17 protein-coding genes and 1 riboswitch are annotated in these 18,423 nt (G+C 63.3%); of the genes, 11 read left to right on the top strand and 6 right to left on the bottom strand.

Going from position 1 to position 18,423, the window contains the following annotated elements:
- The first annotated feature begins 102 nt into the window (after nucleotides 1-102).
- The 4 genes from CQ12_RS13810 to CQ12_RS13795 all read left to right on the top strand — a co-directional run bounded on the left by CQ12_RS13810 (nucleotide 103) and on the right by CQ12_RS13795 (nucleotide 3,091).
- The gene (locus tag CQ12_RS13810; RefSeq protein ID WP_057835900.1) at nucleotides 103-621 is read left to right on the top strand and encodes a YegJ family protein; all 519 of its coding nucleotides are present in this window, start codon (nucleotides 103-105) and stop codon (nucleotides 619-621) included.
- Nucleotides 622-705: 84 nt separating this feature from the next.
- Nucleotides 706-2,178: a histidine--tRNA ligase gene (hisS, locus tag CQ12_RS13805; RefSeq protein ID WP_057835853.1), complete on the top strand. Its 1,473-nt coding sequence runs from the start codon at nucleotides 706-708 to the stop codon at nucleotides 2,176-2,178.
- 73 nt (nucleotides 2,179-2,251) lie between these two features.
- Complete coding sequence (locus CQ12_RS13800) at nucleotides 2,252-2,506, top strand: tautomerase family protein (RefSeq protein WP_156434660.1); 255 nt, start codon at nucleotides 2,252-2,254, stop codon at nucleotides 2,504-2,506.
- A gap of 189 nt (nucleotides 2,507-2,695) precedes the next feature.
- Nucleotides 2,696-3,091 carry a thioesterase family protein gene (locus tag CQ12_RS13795; protein ID WP_057835852.1) on the top strand — a complete coding sequence of 132 codons (396 nt, stop codon included), beginning with the start codon at nucleotides 2,696-2,698 and terminating at the stop codon, nucleotides 3,089-3,091.
- A gap of 112 nt (nucleotides 3,092-3,203) precedes the next feature.
- Here the strand turns inward: CQ12_RS13795 and proC are convergent, their stop codons facing one another.
- The 3 genes from proC to CQ12_RS13780 all read right to left on the bottom strand — a co-directional run bounded on the left by proC (nucleotide 3,204) and on the right by CQ12_RS13780 (nucleotide 6,751).
- A complete protein-coding gene (gene proC, locus CQ12_RS13790; RefSeq protein ID WP_430642206.1) occupies nucleotides 3,204-4,025 on the bottom strand; it encodes a pyrroline-5-carboxylate reductase in 822 nt (273 codons plus the stop codon).
- 190 nt (nucleotides 4,026-4,215) lie between these two features.
- Nucleotides 4,216-4,716, bottom strand: a complete 501-nt coding sequence (locus tag CQ12_RS13785) for a type III secretion system chaperone family protein (RefSeq protein WP_057835851.1) — start codon at nucleotides 4,714-4,716, stop codon at nucleotides 4,216-4,218.
- A 415-nt stretch (nucleotides 4,717-5,131) separates the two neighbouring features.
- Complete coding sequence (locus tag CQ12_RS13780; protein WP_157088197.1) at nucleotides 5,132-6,751, bottom strand: glycosyltransferase 87 family protein; 1,620 nt, start codon at nucleotides 6,749-6,751, stop codon at nucleotides 5,132-5,134.
- A gap of 173 nt (nucleotides 6,752-6,924) precedes the next feature.
- Between CQ12_RS13780 and CQ12_RS13775 the strand changes: the two genes are divergently transcribed.
- Nucleotides 6,925-8,436, top strand: coding sequence for a hypothetical protein (locus CQ12_RS13775; RefSeq protein ID WP_057835849.1), 1,512 nt, complete (start codon nucleotides 6,925-6,927; stop codon nucleotides 8,434-8,436).
- A gap of 8 nt (nucleotides 8,437-8,444) precedes the next feature.
- On the opposite strand, the gene CQ12_RS13770 is transcribed toward CQ12_RS13775, so the two are convergent.
- On the bottom strand, nucleotides 8,445-9,044 hold the full coding sequence (locus tag CQ12_RS13770; protein ID WP_057835848.1) for a class I SAM-dependent methyltransferase: 600 nt from the start codon (nucleotides 9,042-9,044) through the stop codon (nucleotides 8,445-8,447).
- On the bottom strand, nucleotides 9,044-10,087 hold the full coding sequence (locus CQ12_RS13765; RefSeq protein ID WP_057835898.1) for a glycosyltransferase family 2 protein: 1,044 nt from the start codon (nucleotides 10,085-10,087) through the stop codon (nucleotides 9,044-9,046). The genes CQ12_RS13770 and CQ12_RS13765 overlap by 1 nt, the downstream gene beginning before the upstream one ends.
- Nucleotides 10,088-10,355: 268 nt before the next feature.
- On the opposite strand from CQ12_RS13765, the gene CQ12_RS13760 reads away from it, so the two are divergent.
- Nucleotides 10,356-11,051, top strand: a complete 696-nt coding sequence (locus CQ12_RS13760; RefSeq protein ID WP_057835847.1) for a class I SAM-dependent methyltransferase — start codon at nucleotides 10,356-10,358, stop codon at nucleotides 11,049-11,051.
- A gap of 8 nt (nucleotides 11,052-11,059) precedes the next feature.
- On the opposite strand, the gene CQ12_RS13755 is transcribed toward CQ12_RS13760, so the two are convergent.
- Nucleotides 11,060-12,037, bottom strand: coding sequence for a Bug family tripartite tricarboxylate transporter substrate binding protein (locus tag CQ12_RS13755; protein ID WP_057835846.1), 978 nt, complete (start codon nucleotides 12,035-12,037; stop codon nucleotides 11,060-11,062).
- A gap of 183 nt (nucleotides 12,038-12,220) precedes the next feature.
- Nucleotides 12,221-12,373: riboswitch (FMN riboswitch) on the top strand.
- Between the two features lie 78 nt (nucleotides 12,374-12,451).
- Here CQ12_RS13755 and CQ12_RS13750 point away from each other — a divergent pair.
- The 5 genes from CQ12_RS13750 to CQ12_RS13730 all read left to right on the top strand — a co-directional run bounded on the left by CQ12_RS13750 (nucleotide 12,452) and on the right by CQ12_RS13730 (nucleotide 18,423).
- Complete coding sequence (locus tag CQ12_RS13750) at nucleotides 12,452-13,033, top strand: 6,7-dimethyl-8-ribityllumazine synthase (protein WP_057835845.1); 582 nt, start codon at nucleotides 12,452-12,454, stop codon at nucleotides 13,031-13,033.
- A 181-nt stretch (nucleotides 13,034-13,214) separates the two neighbouring features.
- A complete protein-coding gene (locus CQ12_RS13745) occupies nucleotides 13,215-14,456 on the top strand; it encodes an MHYT domain-containing protein (RefSeq protein WP_057835844.1) in 1,242 nt (413 codons plus the stop codon).
- Between the two features lie 171 nt (nucleotides 14,457-14,627).
- On the top strand, nucleotides 14,628-15,491 hold the full coding sequence (locus CQ12_RS13740; RefSeq protein WP_057835843.1) for an FAD binding domain-containing protein: 864 nt from the start codon (nucleotides 14,628-14,630) through the stop codon (nucleotides 15,489-15,491).
- A gap of 14 nt (nucleotides 15,492-15,505) precedes the next feature.
- Nucleotides 15,506-16,006, top strand: a complete 501-nt coding sequence (locus CQ12_RS13735; RefSeq protein WP_057835842.1) for a (2Fe-2S)-binding protein — start codon at nucleotides 15,506-15,508, stop codon at nucleotides 16,004-16,006.
- On the top strand, nucleotides 16,003-18,423 hold the full coding sequence (locus tag CQ12_RS13730) for an aerobic carbon-monoxide dehydrogenase large subunit (RefSeq protein ID WP_057835841.1): 2,421 nt from the start codon (nucleotides 16,003-16,005) through the stop codon (nucleotides 18,421-18,423). The genes CQ12_RS13735 and CQ12_RS13730 overlap by 4 nt, the downstream gene beginning before the upstream one ends.

The raw sequence follows: 18,423 nt of genomic DNA, 5'->3' as shown, positions 1-18,423 counted from the left end.
GTGGTTCCTGGATTGGCGTGCGGGGCGTCGTGAACTCTCCAGCACCTTTGTGCGACCAACTCCCCGGATTGTGGACAGAATTCGGTTCATGAAATGGTGACCATGACCTCAGCTCTCTCAACATGCTCCAAATGCGTCGTGGTGGCTGCCTTCGGCGCGGCGCTTGCGGTTCTCGGCTCCCCCACGGGGGCCGTCAGGGCTCAGGACCGCTCCCCGGTGATCGACGTCAACTCCGGCAATGCGGAAATGAATGCTGCCATCGCAAAGGCGCGGGCCTCGCTGCCGGCGTTCTGGGCCTCCTACGATGCCCGAAAGCCGTCAGAGACCGGTCACTCCCTCAAGGCACGCTTTCCCAAACGCGGAAGCGGTAACGAGCACATCTGGATGGCCGATGTGAAGAAGATCGGAGACGGTCACTATTCGGGAAAGTTCGCCAATGTACCGCGTGATCTGCCCGGCAAGAAGGCCGGCGATGCGGCTGAGTTCAAGGAAGCCGACATCTCGGACTGGATGTTCATGCGCAACGACAAGATCGTCGGCGGCGAGACCATCAAACCGCTCCTGAAATCAATGCCCAAGGCGGACGCCGATGCGCTTCGGGCCAGGATGGAATCCCCTTAAGGCAAGTCGGGAGAAAAGGCGGCGGCGCCTTCCGGGCCACCGGCCCGGGTTGCCCTGCCGCGCCTCGGCTGGTACCTAGCCGCCATGGCCGAGAAACCGAAAAAACCGCAGAAACTGAAGGCGCGTCTGCCGCGCGGGCTGGAAGATCGTGGCCCGGCCGCAATCGCGGCCACGCGCCAGATGGTCGAGAAAATCCGTGAAGTCTACGAGCGTTACGGCTTTGAGCCGGTGGAGACGCCGGCGATGGAGTTCACCGACGCGCTCGGCAAATTCCTGCCCGACCAGGACCGACCGAACGAGGGCGTGTTCTCGTTCCAGGACGATGACGAGCAGTGGATCTCGCTGCGCTACGACCTGACCGCGCCGCTCGCGCGCTATGTCGCGGAGAATTTCGACGCGCTGCCAAAGCCGTATCGCAGCTATCGCTTCGGTTACGTGTTCCGCAACGAGAAGCCGGGCCCCGGCCGCTTCCGTCAGTTCATGCAGTTCGATGCCGACACGGTGGGCTCTGCCTCGCCGGCCGCGGACGCCGAGATGTGCATGATGGCGGCGGACACGATGGAAGCGCTCGGCATTCCCCGTGGCTCCTATGTGGTGAAGGTGAACAACCGCAAGGTGCTTGATGGGGTGCGCGATGCGCTCGGTATAGCCGATGACGGACAATGGCTGACCGTGATGCGCGCGATCGACAAGCTCGATCGGCTCGGTATTTCGGGCGTGCAGCAATTGCTCGGTGAGGGTCGCAAGGATGAGTCGGGCGATTTCACCAAGGGAGCTGGTCTCAAGGCGGATGACATCGCGTTGGTCGTCGGTGCGATCGAGCAGGGTGCGCAGATCGATGCGCGGCTGCGTGACAGCAAGATCGGGCAGGAAGGCCGCGATGAACTCGACGCCATTAGCAAGCTGGTGACGGCGTCGGGCTATGGATCGGATCGTGTCGTGATCGATCCGACCGTCGTGCGCGGCCTCGAATACTACACTGGCCCCGTCTACGAGGTTGAGTTGCTGCTCGAGACCAAGGACGAAAAGGGCCGCCCCGTGCGCTTCGGCTCGGTCGGTGGCGGTGGTCGTTATGACGGCCTGGTCTCGCGCTTCCGCGGTGAGCCGGTGCCGGCGACCGGTTTCTCCATCGGCGTATCGCGCCTGCAGGCGGCGCTGACGATGATCGGCAAGCTCGACACGCGCCCGGATTTCGGGCCCGTGGTCGTCACCGTGTTCGACCGCGACCGCGTCGCCGACTACCAGAAGATGGTCGCAGAGCTGCGCAACGCCAACATTCGCGCCGAGCTCTATCTCGGCAATCCCAAGAACATGGGCAACCAGCTCAAATATGCCGATCGCCGCAATTCGCCTTGCGTCATCATCCAGGGCTCGGATGAGAAGGCGCGCGGCGAAATCCAGATCAAGGATCTGATCGAGGGTGCGAAAGCCGCGGCTGCGATCGCTTCCAATCAGGAATGGCGCGAGACCCGTCCGGCGCAGTTTTCCTGCGGCGAAAGCGAGATTGTCGCCAAGGTGCGCGAAGTGCTGGCGCGCCATGACGTGAAGTGGGGATAGCTGATTTCGTCATAAGCGGGCTTGACCCGCGTATCCATCTTCAAAATGATGGATTGCCGGGTCAAGCCCGGCAATGACAGCTTACCGAATACGCAAGAGCAAAAGGGAGTTATCGATGCCTGAGATTACCGTGAGCATGGCCGCTGGCCGTACCGACGAGCAGAAGGCCGGCATGATGCGCGACATCACCCAGGCGCTGGTGAAGAACCTCGGCGTCGATGCCGATGCAGTCGTGATCCAGATCAACGAGGCGCCGCTGGCCCACAAGATGAAGGGCGGCAAGACCTTTGTGGAGCGCGCGGCGGCGGCTGCCGCGGCGAAGAAGTAACTCGATCTTTTTTCCTTCTCCCCTTGTGGGAGAAGGTGGCGGACGTAGTCCGCCGGATGAGGGGTTATATCCGCGAATACCAATGCAAGGGACTCACTTGCGGAGACAGACCCCTCACCCGTCTCAATCGCGCGTTTCGCGCGATTGATCCACCCTCTCCCACAAGGGGAGAGGGAAGGGGAGCGATCCATGGACGCACGCGATTTCATCAAGGTCGGCATGAGCGCGGAGCGGACGCTCGTCGTTCCGCCCGAGCGCACGGTCGGGCATTTCGTGCCTGATATGCCGATGGTCTATGCGACGCCAATGATGATCCTGGAAATGGAGATGGCCTCGAGCGACGCCATCAGGTCCCATCTCCAGCCGGGCTGGATCACGGTCGGAACCGAAGTAGACATCCGCCATCTCGGCGCCTCGCTGGTCGGGGCCACCGTGCGGGTCACCGGAAAGGTCATGGCCGTCGAGCGCCGCGTGATCCGCTTCGAGGTCGAAGCCTTCGAGGGCGAGCGCAAGATCGGCGACGGCCGCCATGCCCGCGGGCTCGTTAATACAGAGATGTTTACGAAACGGTTTGCGGGGAGATAGCCGCGAACTCAATGCGTAGGGTGGGCAAAGCGAAGCGTGCCCACCATCAATAGCAGCGCCGATAGATGGTGGGCACGGCGCAAGGGCGCCTTTGCCCACCCTACGAGACCACCTACTTCGCCAATTCCTTCGAGCGCTTCGTCGCTGCGGCGATCGCGCGGATCATCAGCGGCTGCATTCCGTCCTTGGCCATCAGCACTTCCAGTGCGGCTGCCGTGGTGCCGCCGGGCGAGGTGACGTTCTGGCGCAGCGTGGCGGAAGCAAGTTCCGAGCGATGCAGCAATTCGCCGGAGCCCGCGACGGTTTCGCGCGCGAGCCTGGTCGCAAGCTCCGCCGGCAGGCCGGCCTCGACGCCGGCGCGCGCGAGTTCTTCGGCGAGCAGGAACACATACGCCGGGCCGGAGCCGGAGACGGCGGTCACCGCATCCATCAGGCCTTCGTCGTCGACCCATTCGACCGATCCGGTGGCACGCAGCAGCGCATCGGCGGTGGCGCGCTGCGCGGCGCTGACATTCTTCGCGGGCACCGCAACCGTAATGCCGCGGCCGATCGCCGCCGGCGTGTTCGGCATCGCGCGAACCACCATGCCGCCGCAGACTTTTTCAAGCGCCGCAATCGTCGTGCCGGCCATGATCGAGACGACGAGCGTGCTCGACCCGACGAGGGGCTTCAGTGCCGGCCCCGCTTCGGGAAACGTCTGCGGCTTCACTGCCACCACCAGCGTATCGGCCGTGCCGGCATCCTTTGGATTGAGGCGGACGCCTTTGGCGGCGAGCGCCTTGATCTCGTCGGACGGGTGGGGCTCGACGACCAGCACACGGTTGGCGTCGAGGCCGCCCGCCAGCCATCCTGTCAGCATCGCACCGCCCATCTTGCCGGCGCCGGCCAGCGCAATGGTGCCGTGGAGGTTTTGAAGTGCGTTGGTGCTGTTCAATGTCGTCACCACAAGCTCTGCCGTCGTCCCTGCCTGATGCGCAATTGCGCACGGGCGCAGGGACCCATAACCACAGTCGGTTCTAGTAAAGCTCAGAAGGGGCCACAAGCAGTTTGCTTGAGCCCAGCGGTCACGGAGTATGGGTTCCTGCTTTCGCAGGAACGACAGTGAGTGTGTCGAAGCAGGGGCCTTAAGCCTCGCCCTCGGTATCGAACATCGCCGCGCTCATGGCTTCGGCCGCGCTCTTGCCGGCCCAGACCACGAACTGGAACGCCGGATAGTAACGTTCGCAGGCGTGGATGGCACCGGCCAGCATGACCTCGCATTGCGAGGTCGAAGCCGTCAGCCCGCCCGGCAGGACCAGCGCCTGCCGGTACATGATCATGCCGGTATGGGTCCAGATGTCGAAATGGCCGACCCATAGCTGCTCGTTGACGGCGGCGATCAGCCGCTGCACCTCGGCGCGACGGGCCGGCGGAATCTTCATGTCGAAGGAGCAGGCCAGGTGCAGCGCCTCGATCTCGGGCATCCAGGTGAAGGAGAGATGGTAGTCGGTCCAGCTGCCCTTGGAGACGATCGTGACTTCGTCTTCGCCGGAACGCTCGAACGCCCAGTTGTTCTCGGCGGCAATGTCCTCGACTGCCGCGAGCGGGTTATTCCTGGAATCAAAAATGCTTTCGAGGAGGGACATGCCGTCTCGACCCTGTTTCTTGAATTCTTCTGATACGCACGTGGAGCACGGTGCGCGCTGAACTGATGCGGCGCTGCCGGCTGCAATCCCCGTGATCGCTGATCGTCTTGGGGCCTGCCGAAGCTCAAGTGATGTGATTTGCGGAATCTGCGCAACTGACCCCTGAGTCCATCCACAGGCCAAAGCGGCGTCGTCCACAGGGTGTTCGGGGCCACGGTTATTAATTTGAGAACAAACCGGAATCGGATTCGCGCGTGGCGGAGTCGGTTGCGCCGGAAATAGGGCGAGACTGCCACATTGGTTAATATGTGGTTAACTTTTTTCGTCCCCTGATGCAGGAACATCGCGCGCTGGGACAGGGCTCGTTAAGCGGCGCCAAGTTGGCGAGAGGGCCGCGTCCAGGGCCGGTGCTGAGCTACTCGCGCGCCGTCAGCGGACAGGCGTTAATCGCAGTTCCGAGCCACGCGCCTTCGATTTCGACGCACGGGCGGGAAGCATCGACGCGCAAACCATAGCGCTCGAGCAGCGGCTCGCGGATCGGCTTGCCGCGCGTATGCAATGCCCATGCGCCGCCCGGCAGCGGATCTTTCAACGCGGTGCGGATGCGGCGGTCGAACTGGCCGTCAGGCATGATGGGCAGGGCGATGTCGGCGATCTGAAAGAACCGCGACTGCGGTGGCAGCAGCGGAGCGACATAGGCCAGCGGCTTGTCGACCAGAAAGTAGAAGGCGGGCTGCTCGAGGGATTTCGAGATGGTTGGATTGTACGGATTGGACCAGGGACGGCGGAACCAATCCGCCGGTTGCGTCCACAGCGCGATTGCGACAGCTACGACGAGCATCATCGAATTCGTCGGCATCGAAGCTGCGCCTGACGAGGCAGATCCGGACATCGCCGCGATGCTGCGGTGGATCAGCAGGACGATCAAGGGCGCGCACAACAGCTCCAACACAATGGCGTAGCGATGAATCGCAAACAAAGCGAGCCACGTCGCGTAGGAGACGACGAAAAACGTCAGGAGCTGAACGTCGCGGCGCGTGAGGATCGCCGTGTTGGTGATGAGGCTTCGGCCGATGACGAGCACGAGCAGGATCGTTACGGCCGCAAATCGTGCATCGCGGAACGGATATTCAGAGCTCCTGTTGTCGCCGACCAGCCAGTAGAACGGATACGCCAGGGCATCGAGCAAGCCCCGGGGCATGAACTGCCAGTCCATGATGTTCATCGGGACCAGTTCGGGAGACTGGAACACGGCGTTGAAGAGCGGGAAGATCGGATTGCCCATCTCGCGCCAGAGCATCAGCCCCCATGCACCGCCCGTCGCCAGCGCGCCGATCGCGCCGCCAACGCCGAGGCAGAAAGTCGCCAGTAGCGGCCGGGTCGCCACCAGTACGGCGGCGGCCGCGCCGAGCGCAAAGGCGACGTTGGTCAGCTTCAGTCCGACCGCCGCGCCGATCAGGAGACCTGCGAGCACGTAACGTCCGGGACGCGATCCATCCGCCGATACGATCAGGATGCAGCCGGCAACAACCGGAAGCGCGGTGAGAATGTCGGAGAAGCTCGTGCCGACCTCCGACAGCGTCATCGGCCCGACCGCGGCAATCAGGATCGCTGCCGCGATTGCGCTTGCCGTCGCCGCTTCCCGCAGCAGGACGCGCATCAGAAAATAGATCAGCAGCAGATTGAGCCCGTGCACCGCGCCCATGATCATCAGGCCATAGGGCACCGGCAGCAGGTGGCGCAGATAGTAGACCGGGAAATAGACGGTTGGATTGAAATAGGTCTGGAAGCCGGCCGGCAGGGCATCGATGCCGTAGCGGCCGGTGATGACGGCCCAGACATTGTACTCGTGGTAGTTCAGCCAGTCCCAGTTGACGTCCTCGCCGGCGAACCAGGTGTAGATCGCGCCGGCCAGCAACGAGCCGAGCGCAATCGCCATCGGCACCAGGGCCTTGGTCTGAAGAATGGGCGTCTGCCTAGCCCGATCCGCGGGCCTTGCTGCCTCCGCATCGGCAACGTCAGCGGCGTGTGTCACGCTTGCTCCATGTGCGTCGCCCGGGCGATCTGGAGGTGGGCACGACAGATACCTCTAGGACGCCGGCTTTAAGGATTCGTGAATGTTTCGCCCCGGATGCATCTGCGACCGTTTGCAAATCGCGCGTTAACGCTCCTTCGCTAGCGTCGGATACTTGTTTTCAGGACTGGCTCATGATCTCGGAATTCTCCGCGGCTACCCGCTGTTCGCCGTCTGACATGGCGGAACGGGAAGGGTTGGGGTCGACGCTGCTGCTGACCGGCATTGTCTTCGTCGTCGCCATCCTGCTGCGGCAGGTCGTTCCCCTCAATACCGATGTGAGCTGGCTGCTGGTCGTTTGCGAACGCATGCTGGATGGGCAGCATCTCTATCGCGACATCATCGAGATCAACCCGCCGATGGCGGCCTTTGCCTATCTGCCGGGCGTCGCGCTGGCGCGCGTCCTGGCCGTAGACCCGCGGCACGTGATCGACGGCCAGCTTCTGCTGTTGGCCGCGGCCTCGCTGTTCGCGGTGTCGCGCATCCTGCGTCTGTCACCGGCACTGGCGCAATTGAGGTGGCGCTCATTCGTCGTATGGGCCGCGGCGGTGGTGACGATCCTGCCGATGCACGTCTTCGCCCAGCGCGAACATATGGCCATGCTCACCTTCCTTCCGGCGCTTGCGGTCTATGCGCTGCGCAGCAATCGCGAGCGGGTGCCGTTCTGGGCGATCCTGATTGCCGGCATCGGCGCCGGCATTACGCTGGCGTTCAAGCCGTTCTTCACGGTGCCGGCCGCGTTATGCATTTTGTTCAGCGCGTTTCGCTCGCGCTCGTGGCTCACGCTGTTTGCGCCCGAAAATATCATCGCAGCCGCGCTGGTGATCGCAGTCAGCGTCAGCACCTACGTCTTCTATCCCGAATACTTCACGGTCACCTATCCCTTGGTGCGCGACACCTATCTGCCATGGTCGATGCCGGCCTCGGTGATCTTCCTCAACGATGCAACGCTGGTGTTCGCGATCGCGATCGTCTCGGTGCTGCTGGTGCGGCAGAAGAGCGAGATCGACGCGTTGCTGATGGTGACGATGCTCGCCGCCGCTGGGTTTGCCGTCTCGTTCTTCCTGCAGCGGCGCGGCTGGGCCTATCATTCCTATCCGATGGTCGCGGTGGCGTTGCTTGCGATGGGCTATGCGCTGACGCGCGTGGTCGACTGGCGATCGCGCCGCCTGGAGGTCGCGTCGGCAATCGCGCTGGTCATGACCTTCGGCCTGGGCGTGCTGTGGTTCAACGGCAACGTCAATGTCGGCCCGGTCAGGGAAGCGGTCGCCGGCCTCAAACCCAATCCAAGAATACTGGTGCTGAGCGGCGAGGCGGCGATCGGGCACCCGCTGGTACGCGACGTCAACGGCGTCTGGGTTTCCCGCCAGGAAAACTTCTGGATCCGCGAATTCGTGCGACTGACGCGCGAAAGGACGCTTGTCGATTCGGCGGCCGATGCAAAGCTGAATGAATATCTGGCGCTCGAGCGCAAATGGCTGATCGAGGATTTCAGGAAGCTGCCGCCTGACGTCGTCCTGGTCGACAATCTGCGCAATGGCTGGGGCGCCTGGGCTCGTGCCGATGCCGAGGTATCGCAGTTGCTTAAGCCTTATACGCTCATCGGTTCGGTCGCAGGCATCGACGTGCTGCGCCGGAACGACTGACGGCGCGGCTATTTCTGCGAGACGCCGATGATGAACGTGTAGGGCACGCGCGAATAATCATCGCGGATCGCAAGGTTCACTTTTCCAAACGCGCGGCGGAGCACCTTGTCGTAGCCGTCGCGGTCGCGGACGAATTCGCCGCGGTCATTGTCGAGCAGCCATTTGGCGACACGCGACTGTCCCTCGCGATAACAGCCGTCGAGCGTGAACAGCACGCCGTCTTGCCTGAGAACGTCTCTGATGTCGGCAAGCGTGGTCTGCAGGCCGTCGTCGCCGATGTGATGCAGAACGCCGTTCATCATGACGACGTCGGCGCCGGCGAACTCACGGGCAGCCGCAGCGTCGAAATGGCGGCAATGAAACGTGCCGAGATGGCCGAACGATCGCCGCGCATAGGCGATATAGGCCTCGTCGATATCGAAGCCGGTATAGTCGATGTCGTCGGGCAGGTGGCGGCGTATATGGCCGGGCCCGCATCCGATGTCGATCACCCGCATGCCGGGCCGCAGCGTCAGATAATCGGCGATCGCCTTGATCCGGGCGCCGAAGAAGCCGCCGGCGTTCTGGTAGGCCTGGTACAGCGCAGGATGGTTCAGGATCGCCTTCATCAGGAGGCCTCCTCATAGGCGTGGCTGCGCGCGTTCGGTCCCGATTGGGCCAGCAGGGTCTTGAACGGCGCCTGTTCGACGCGATCCTCCCCGTCGGCCGCATGGTGCGGCAGCCGTCCGCGCCGGTGGATGTGCGAGATCACGAACAGCGGGCGGTTCTTGGACTGGATATAGAGGCGGCCGATATATTCCCCGATCAGCCCCAGCACGAGAAGCTGGACCGACGAAATCATCACGACCAGCAGCGTCAGACTGGTCCAGCCAGGCACGGTGCCCGAGAGGATCCAGCTGATGACGGCGCCGATGCCGACAAAGGTGAGGCCCGTGGTCAGCAGCGCGCCGACATAGGTCGCGATCCGCAACGGCACCATCGAAAAGCTGATCAGCGCGTCGGCGGCAAAGCCGATCATTTTCGCCAGCGGATATTTGGTGGTGCCGGCATAGCGCGGATTGCGGTCATATTCGTAGGCGACCTGCTTGTAGCCGAGCCAGGCCACCATGCCGCGGATGAAGCGGTCATGCTCGGGCATCCGCACGAGCTGGTCGGAGATGCGGCGGCTCATCAGCCGGAAATCGCCGGTATCGACCGGAATCTCGACGCGCGTGATCCTGGCGAGTAGGCGGTAGAAGGCTTCGGCCGACTTCTTCTTGAAGCGGGTTTCGCCGGCGCGGCTGCGCCGCAGGCCGTAGACCACATCGGCACTTTCCCGCGCCATCATCTCGTACATCGGCGTCAGCAGGTCGGGCGGGTCCTGCAGATCGGCGTCGATGACCAGCACGAGATCGCCACGCACGGTGGACAATCCCGCCGTCAGCGCCAGTTGGTGGCCGTGATTGCGCGAGAGCCGTACGGCGACGACACTGCGGTCTTCCGCACAGAGCTGGTTGATCAGCTTCCAGGTGTCGTCGGTCGAGCCGTCATCGACCAGGATCAGCTCGAACCGTTGGCCGCACAGGGCGCGGGCGGCGGCCGTCATCTGATAGTGGAATTCGCGCAAGCCCGCTTCTTCGTTGTAGCAGGGTACAACGATGGACAGAAACATCTTGCCGGGACGCGGCATTCCGTCCTGAATTTCCATGGGTTTGGCAGCCTGTCCGGCAAATGAATCGATGCGAAGCGCTGCCTGCGATAATCGATGAAGCCCGGTTAATTGTTCATCAATTTTTAGAGCCGCGGGGCTACGATTCGTCGAAGCCAAGCCTGGCGCAATTAATCAAATGTTTAGGCGCTGTCTAAACGTTGCGTCACGACGACCGTCGGCGTGTGCGCACAGCCCCGCCGGCGCCTTTTCGGGAACCTGGATCGCCTGCATGGACAAGGCCGAATTCGATCGCTTCGCCGACGCCTATTACGAGCAGCATCGCGAGAATGTCGCGGTCACGGGCGAGGGCCCGGAATACTTTGCCGAATACAAGATCAGGCAGCTCCGGCAGATCGTCGAGCGCGAGCAGATCGGCGTGTCGCGGATATGCGATTTCGGCTCCGGGATCGGCAATTCGATTCCGTTCTTTCGAACGTATTTTCCGGACGCTGCCCTGACCTCGTCAGACGTTTCGGAGCGCAGCCTCACGCTGGGCAAGCAGCGCTATCCTGGAAACGGCAATTGCGTTCTGATCGAGGAGGGCCGCATCCCCTGCGAAACCGGTACGTTCGATGTCGCGTTCTCGGCTTGCGTGTTCCACCACATCCCGCATGGCGAGCACGTGATGTGGCTGAAGGAATTGCACCGGATTACGCGGCCGGGCGGATTGATCGCCATCTTCGAGCACAATCCGCTGAACCCGCTCACCGTTCATGCGGTGAACACATGCCCATTCGACGAGAACGCCAGGTTGATTTTTGCGCGCAGCCTCGCGAAGCGATTGGGCGAGGCGGGATGGATGTCACCGCGCATTCAATACAATTTGTTCTTCCCGCGCGCGCTGGCGCGATTGCGCCCGCTCGAGGCCAGGCTCGGCTGGCTTCCACTCGGCGCGCAATACGTCGCCTTCGGGCGCAAGATCTAGCCCGCGCATCATTCCGGCTTGAGCCCGCCAGCGTGGACCACCTTGCCCCATTTCTCGGTTTCGTCCGCTATCAACTTGCCGAAATCGGCTGATGTGCCCGGCATCGGCGCGCCGCCGATGGCGGCAAGCCGGGCCTTCATGCCGGGATCGGCGATGGCCGCGTTGATTTCCTTGTTGAGCTTGTCGACGATCTCGGCCGGCGTGTTTTTCGGCGCGGCGAAGCCGTACCACTGGCTGGCTTCATAGCCCGCCACGACATCGCCCACCGTCGGCACCTCCGGCAGTTCGGTCATGCGTGCCGCCGTCGTCACTGCGAGCGCGCGCAGCTTGCCGGTCTTGATGTGATCGGCGGTGCCGGGCGCGGCCGCGAACAGGATCTGCACCTGGCCGCCGATCAGATCCGTCATCGCCGGGCCCTGGCCGCGATAGGGCACGTGGACCATGTCGACGCCGGTCATCATCTTGAATAATTCGCCCGCCATGTGCGGCGCGCTGCCGCTGCCGGCCGAGGCCATGTTGACCTTGCCCGGATTGGCTTTGGCGTAGGCGATGAATTCGGCCAGCGTCTGCGCCGGCACCGAGGGGTGCACCAGCACCACCATCGGCACGCGGATGACGCCGGCGACCGGCGCGATATCGCGGACGAAGTTGAAGCTCAGCTTGTCGTAGAGCGAGGCGTTGACCGCATTCGGCACCGTCGCCAGCAGCAGCGTGTAGCCGTCGGGCGCCGCGTTCACGACCGTCTCGGTGCCGATATTGCCGCCGGCGCCGGTGCGGTTCTCGACCACGAAGGGTTGGCCGAGACGGTCGGCCAGCCACTGGCCGATCAGTCGCGCGGTGATGTCGACACCGCCGCCAGCGGCGAAGCCTGCCACGATTTTCGTCGGCCGTGTCGGGTAATCCATCGCCGATGCCAGGCGCGGCAAGGCGGGCGCGGCGATCAGCGCGCCGGCGAGTTTAAGGAAATTCCGGCGTGGAAGTTTCATGTCGAGCGTCCCCCCTTTTTGAGCACAACCCTATCCCAACTGCGGCAGCCTGAGTAAAGGCCGTCAGCCGTCGCTGCGCCCTGTCCCGGCGGCATGGGGACATGCCGATTCCCCATGTCGAAGGCGCTTGCTGCCGCCCCGGCGTTGGTCATATTCTTGAGCCAGGTCGTCCATTCCGGGCGACCGTGTTCTCAGGGCGGGGTGAAAGTCCCCACCGGCGGTAAGGGTGACGTAGCCCAAGCCCGCGAGCGCCTTCTTTCCTCCCGGGAAGAAGGGTCAGCAGATTCGGTGTGAATCCGAAGCCGACGGTTACAGTCCGGATGAAAGAGAACGGTTTGCGGCGGCCTGCGCATTTTTGCGCGTGGGCCGACGTCGTTCCGTATGCCCTGATTCTGGTCCTGAAAGAGGAAAGCCATGAATCAGACCTTGCTAGAGCCTGAAGTCCAATCCCCACCCCAAACAGTCGAAGCCAGTCACGTTCCTGACGTGCCCGAGCGGCCGCCGGCGCCGGTGCATCCACGCTTCGTCAAGCCGCAGCGCATCGCCTTCGTGCAGTCGTCCTGGCACCGCGACGTGGTCGAGGAATGCCGCATCGCGTTCCTCGAAGAGATCGAGGCGCGCCATATCACGCGCGCGCAGGTCGATCTGTTCGAGGTGCCGGGTTCGTTCGAGATACCCCTGCATGCGCAACTGCTCGCCAAGACGCGGCGCTACACCGCGATCGTGGCCGCGGGCCTTGTGGTCGATGGCGGCATCTACCGCCACGAATTCGTGGCCGATACCGTGATCAAGGCGCTGATGGACGTGCAACTGAAGACCGAGGTGCCGATATTCTCGGCGGTGCTGACGCCGCAGCAATTCCACGACAGCGCCGTGCATCACGATTTCTTCCGCAAGCACTTCGTCATCAAGGGCATCGAGGTCGCGGAAGCCTGCGCCAACACGCTGCACAGCCTTGAGCGGCTGCGCGGCCAGGTGGCCGCGGGGATTGTGTAGAACTCAAGGCATTGCAAACGAAAGCTCGCCCCGCAATTGTTGTTGCGGGGTGGGCCTGTCGCCGGAAAAACACATCTGGTGACAAGACCCGGCAATCGACCGATTGTCATTCCCGTCGCCAGACCTGTAAACTCGGCGGCGGGAGGAGGCACGTCCGTGGAGACGGGCGGCCGAGACGATCATGTTCGAAGGACACGATCCCTATCTCGTCGCGCTCTCGGTAGTGATCGCGATTCTGGGAGGACATACCGGCTTCGGTCTTACGGCGCGCATCCGCGGGACGCCGGACGCCAGTCATCGCGTGCTGCTCGCGGGCGCGGCATTCTTCCTCGCCATCGGCATCTGGACCATGCATTTCGTCGGCATGTTGGCGGCGCCGCTGCCGGCAGACACGGTCTATCTGGTGTTGCCGACCATCGTCTCGTTCCTGATCTGCGCGCTGGTCGTCGGCATTTCCGTGTTTCTTGTCAGCGTCGGCGAGCCGACGTTTTTCCGGGTGGTGTCCTCGGCGGTGCTGCTCGGGGTCGGCATCGCCAGCATGCACTATGTCGGCATGCATGGATTGTCGGGCAATTTCGCCATGACGCATGACGTCACGATGGTCGCGCTGTCCGTCCTGATTGCGATCGCCACCGCTTATGGCGGCCTCCGTGCATTTCTGGCGCGGCAGGGGGGCGTCCAACTCGCACTGAGTGCCGTCGCCTACGGTTTCGCGGTGGCGGGCATGCACTACACGGCGATGGCCGGCATGCATCTGGTTCCATCATCGCAAGGGGCGCATCACCACGTCGACGGATTGGCGGCATCGTCGCAAATGCTGTCGCTGGTCGTCGCGCTGCTCTGCTTCGTGATTGCCGCGGGCTTCCTGCTGTCGCTGGTGCCGGACCCGCGCAACAAGGTCGCGGCGACGACAGCTGCGGTTGCCGCCATTCCCGGGGCGGCCGCACCCGAGGCCGCCCTCGTTGCAACCATTTCGCCGGCGGACTCCACCGCCGCCTCGACCAGCCCGCGGCTGCGGCCGACACCGCTCGGCGGCATCGGCCAGCCGCCCCGCGCCGCACCCGCACCGCGGTTGCCGGTCGAAGGTGCCGATGGCACCCATTTCATCGATACCGCCGACGTCAGGAGCGTCCGGGCCGACGCTCACTATACCAAGGTGCATGACGGCACCCGGGAGCGAATGTGCCCGTGGTCGATCTCGGAGGCCGAAGCCCAGCTTGACCCCGGTCTGTTCGTCCGGGTGCACCGCAGCCACATCGTGGCGATGGCCCACGTCACCTTCGTCCGCAAGGAAGGCGATGGCGCCATCGTCGAACTCGATGGCCCGTCGCCGCACCGGGTGCCCGTGAGCCGCGCCAGGATTGCCGAGGTTAAAGCCCGGCTTGGTCTCGCCCGACGCCACGCCTCCGCATTGCGTCATTAGATCGCCAATAGGTCGACAAGGCTGACGCATTTCGTGCGCCGATATCCGCATTTCGTGCGATTTTCCCGTCCTTGTGCCGGCGCGATTGCGTTTTAGAACCTCTCCAATCAGCCTCCCGCCAGCGTCCGCGCGCCGAAGAGAAGCGCCCAAAGGACGAATGGAGGAGAGCCCATGATCCCTGGTCCATTCAACTATTACCGGCCGGCGACGGTGGCCGACGCGCTCAAACTGCTCTCGACGCTGGGCGACGAGGCCCGGCCGCTGGCCGGCGGTCACAGCCTGGTTCCAATGATGAAGCTCAGGCTCGCCACACCGGAGCACCTGGTTGATCTGCATGGCGTCGCAGACCTCAAGGGCATCCGCCGCGAGGGCAACACAGTCGTGATCGGCGCGATGACCACCCAGCATGAACTGCTGGCGTCCGACGAGATCGGCAGATCCTTGCCCATTCTGGACGAAACCGCGCTTCTGATCGCCGACCCCCAGGTGCGCTATCGCGGCACCATCGGCGGCAACGTCGCCAATGGCGATCCCGGCAACGACATGCCGGCGCTGATGATGGCATTGGGCGCAAGCTATCGCCTGGAAGGCAAATCCGGCGCACGCGAGGTCGCGGCCAGCGAGTTCTACCAAGGGGCCTATTTCACCGCGCTCGAACCCGGTGAACTCCTGACCTCGGTCGCCATCCCCGTACCATCAGCCGGTCACGGCTACGCCTATGAAAAGCTGAAGCGCAAGGTCGGCGACTACGCCACCGCCGCTGCCGCGGTCGTGCTGACGATGGCGGGCGGCAAGGTGGCGACCTGCAAGATTGCGCTAACGAACCTTTCGGAAACGCCGCTGCTTGCCGAGGATGCCGCCAAGGCGGTGATCGGCACCAGCCTCGATCCGGCCACGCTGAAGAAGGCTGCTGCCGCTGCCGAAGCCATCATGTCGCCGGCCGCGGATGCCCGCGGCCCGGTCGAATATCGCAAGCATGTCGGCGGCATCATGGTGATGCGCGCGCTGCAGCGCGCCGCCGGCCGCGCAAGTTGAGAGGGGATCACAAAATGCCAAAAACCCACATCACCATGAAGGTGAACGGCGCCGAGGTCGAAGGCCTCGTCGAATCGCGCACGCTGCTGGTGCACTTCATCCGCGAAAACCTGGCGATGACCGGCACCCATATCGGCTGCGAAACCACCCATTGCGGCGCCTGCACCGTCGATATCGACGGCATGTCGGTGAAATCCTGCACCATGTTCGCGGTGCAGGCCCAGGGCTCCGACATCACCACCATCGAAGGCATGGCCAATGCCGACGGTTCGCTGTCGGCGCTGCAGGAAGGTTTTCGCATGATGCACGGGCTGCAATGCGGCTTCTGCACGCCCGGCATGATCATGCGCGCACATCGGCTGTTGAAGGAAAATCCGCAGCCGACCGAAGATGAAGTCCGCATGGGTATCTCCGGCAACATCTGTCGCTGTACCGGCTACCAGAACATCGTCAAGGCGATCCAGTACGCCGCCGCCAAGATCAATGGCGTTGAATTCAGGGAGGCCGCGGAATGAACGACATGACTCCCACGCGGGAACAACGCGAAGCCAAACTCGAAGGCATGGGTTGCAAGCGCAAGCGGGTGGAGGACATCCGTTTCACGCAAGGCAAGGGCAACTATGTCGACGACGTCAAATTGCCGGGCATGCTGCACGGCGATTTTGTCAGATCGCCCCATGCCCATGCGCGCGTCAAGAAGATCGACGATACCGAGGCGCTGAAGGTGCCGGGCGTACTGGCGGTCATCACCGCCGAGACGCTGAAGACGGTGAACCTCGCCTGGATGCCGACGCTCGCAGGCGACGTGCAGATGGTGCTGGCCGACGGCAAGGTGCTGTTCCAGAATCAGGAGGTCGCCTTCGTCGTCGCTACCGACCGCTATGCGGCCGATGACGGCATCAACAAGGTCGTGGTCGAATATGAACCGCTGCCGCCCTTGATCGATCCGTTCAAGGCGATGGACAAGGATGCGCCCGTGCTGCGCGAGGATCTCGCCGGCAAGACTACGGGCGCGCATGGTCCGCGCAAGCACCACAACCACATCTTCGAGTGGACCGTCGGCGACAAGGATTTGACCGACGCCGCCTTCCGCAAGGCGGAGGTCACGTTCAAGGAGATGATCTCCTACCATCGCACCCATCCGTCGCCGCTGGAAACCTGCCAGTGCGTCTGCTCGTTCGACAAGATCAGGGGCGAGCTGACGATCTGGGGCACTTTCCAGGCGCCGCATGTCATCCGTACTGTGGTTGCGCTGATCGCAAAGCTACCGGAGCAGAAGATCCATGTGATCTCGCCTGATATCGGCGGCGGCTTCGGCAACAAGGTCGGCGCGTATCCCGGCTATATCTGCGCAGCAGTGGCTTCGATCGTCACCGGCAAGCCAGTGAAATGGGTCGAGGACCGCATCGAGAACCTCACCGCGACTTCGTTCGCGCGCGACTATCACATGACGACTGAAATCGCCTCGACCAAAGAAGGCAAGGTCACCGGCCTCCGCGTCCACGTGCTGGCCGATCACGGTGCGTTCGACGCCTGCGCCGATCCGTCGAAATGGCCGGCCGGCTTCTTCAACATCGTGACAGGGTCGTATGATTTCCCGACCGCGCATTTGTCGGTCGACGGCATCTACACCAACAAGGCGCCGGGCGGCGTTGCCTACCGTTGCTCGTTCCGCGTCACCGAAGCCGCTTATTGCATCGAACGTGCCATGGACATTCTGGCGCAGAAGCTCGGGATGGATCCGGCGGAATTGCGGCTGAAGAACTTCATCAAGCCGGAGCAGTTCCCGTATCACTCAGCCTTGGGCTGGGAGTACGATTCCGGCGACTACGCCACCGCCATGAAGAAGGCGATGGAGACGGTGAAGTATTCCGAACTCCGGAAAGAACAGTCGGCGTTGCGCGAAGCGTTCAAGCGCGGCGAGACCCGCGAGATCATGGGCGTGGGCGTCTCGTTTTTCACCGAGATCGTCGGCGCCGGTCCCTCGAAGAACTGCGACATCCTTGGCATTGCGATGTTCGATTCCTGCGAAATCCGCCTGCATCCGACCGGCGCGGGCATCGCGCGGGTCGGCTCAAAGAGCCAGGGCCAGGGTCATGAGACCACCTGGGCGCAGATCATCGCCACCGAGATCGGCATTCCCGCCGACGACATCATGGTCGAGGAGGGCAATACCGATACGGCGCCCTACGGGCTCGGCACCTACGGCTCGCGCTCGACGCCGGTAGCGGGTGCTGCGATCGCGATGGCCGCGCGGAAAATCAAGGCCAAGGCGCAGATGATCGCGGCCTACAAGCTCGAGGTCCACGAGGACGATCTCGAATGGGATATCGACGGCTTCCGCGTCAAGGGCCTGCCGGAGAAGACGATGTCGATGAAGGATATCTGCTGGGCGGCCTACAATTCGGTTCCTCCCGGCATGGAGCCGGGGCTGGAGGCGGTGAGCTATTATGATCCGCCCAACATGACCTATCCGTTCGGCGCCTATATCTGCGTCATGAACATCGACGTCGACACCGGGGTCTACAAGGTCAGGCGCTTCTACGCGCTGGACGATTGCGGCACCCGCATCAATCCGATGATCATCGAGGGCCAGGTGCATGGCGGGCTCACCGAGGCGTTCGCGATCGCGATGGGGCAGGAAATCCGCTACGATGCCGACGGCAACGTGGTCACCGGCTCGTTCATGGATTTCTTCATGCCGACCGCGGTCGAGACCCCGCATTGGGAAACCGACTTCACCGTCACGCCGTCGCCGCACCACCCGATCGGCGCCAAGGGCGTTGGCGAAAGCCCGAATGTCGGCGGCGTGCCGGCGTTCTCCAATGCGGTCAACGACGCCTTCTCGTTCCTTGGAAGCACGCACATCCAGATGCCGCATGACTACTGGCGCAACTGGAAGGCCGCGAAGGATCTGGGGGCGGTTGCCTAG

The organism is Bradyrhizobium jicamae, from assembly GCF_001440395.1.
Taxonomy (GTDB): Bacteria; Pseudomonadota; Alphaproteobacteria; order Rhizobiales; family Xanthobacteraceae; genus Bradyrhizobium; species Bradyrhizobium jicamae.
Note: the sequence above shows the minus strand (reverse complement) of the source record. Positions and strands in the feature narration are given on the sequence as shown.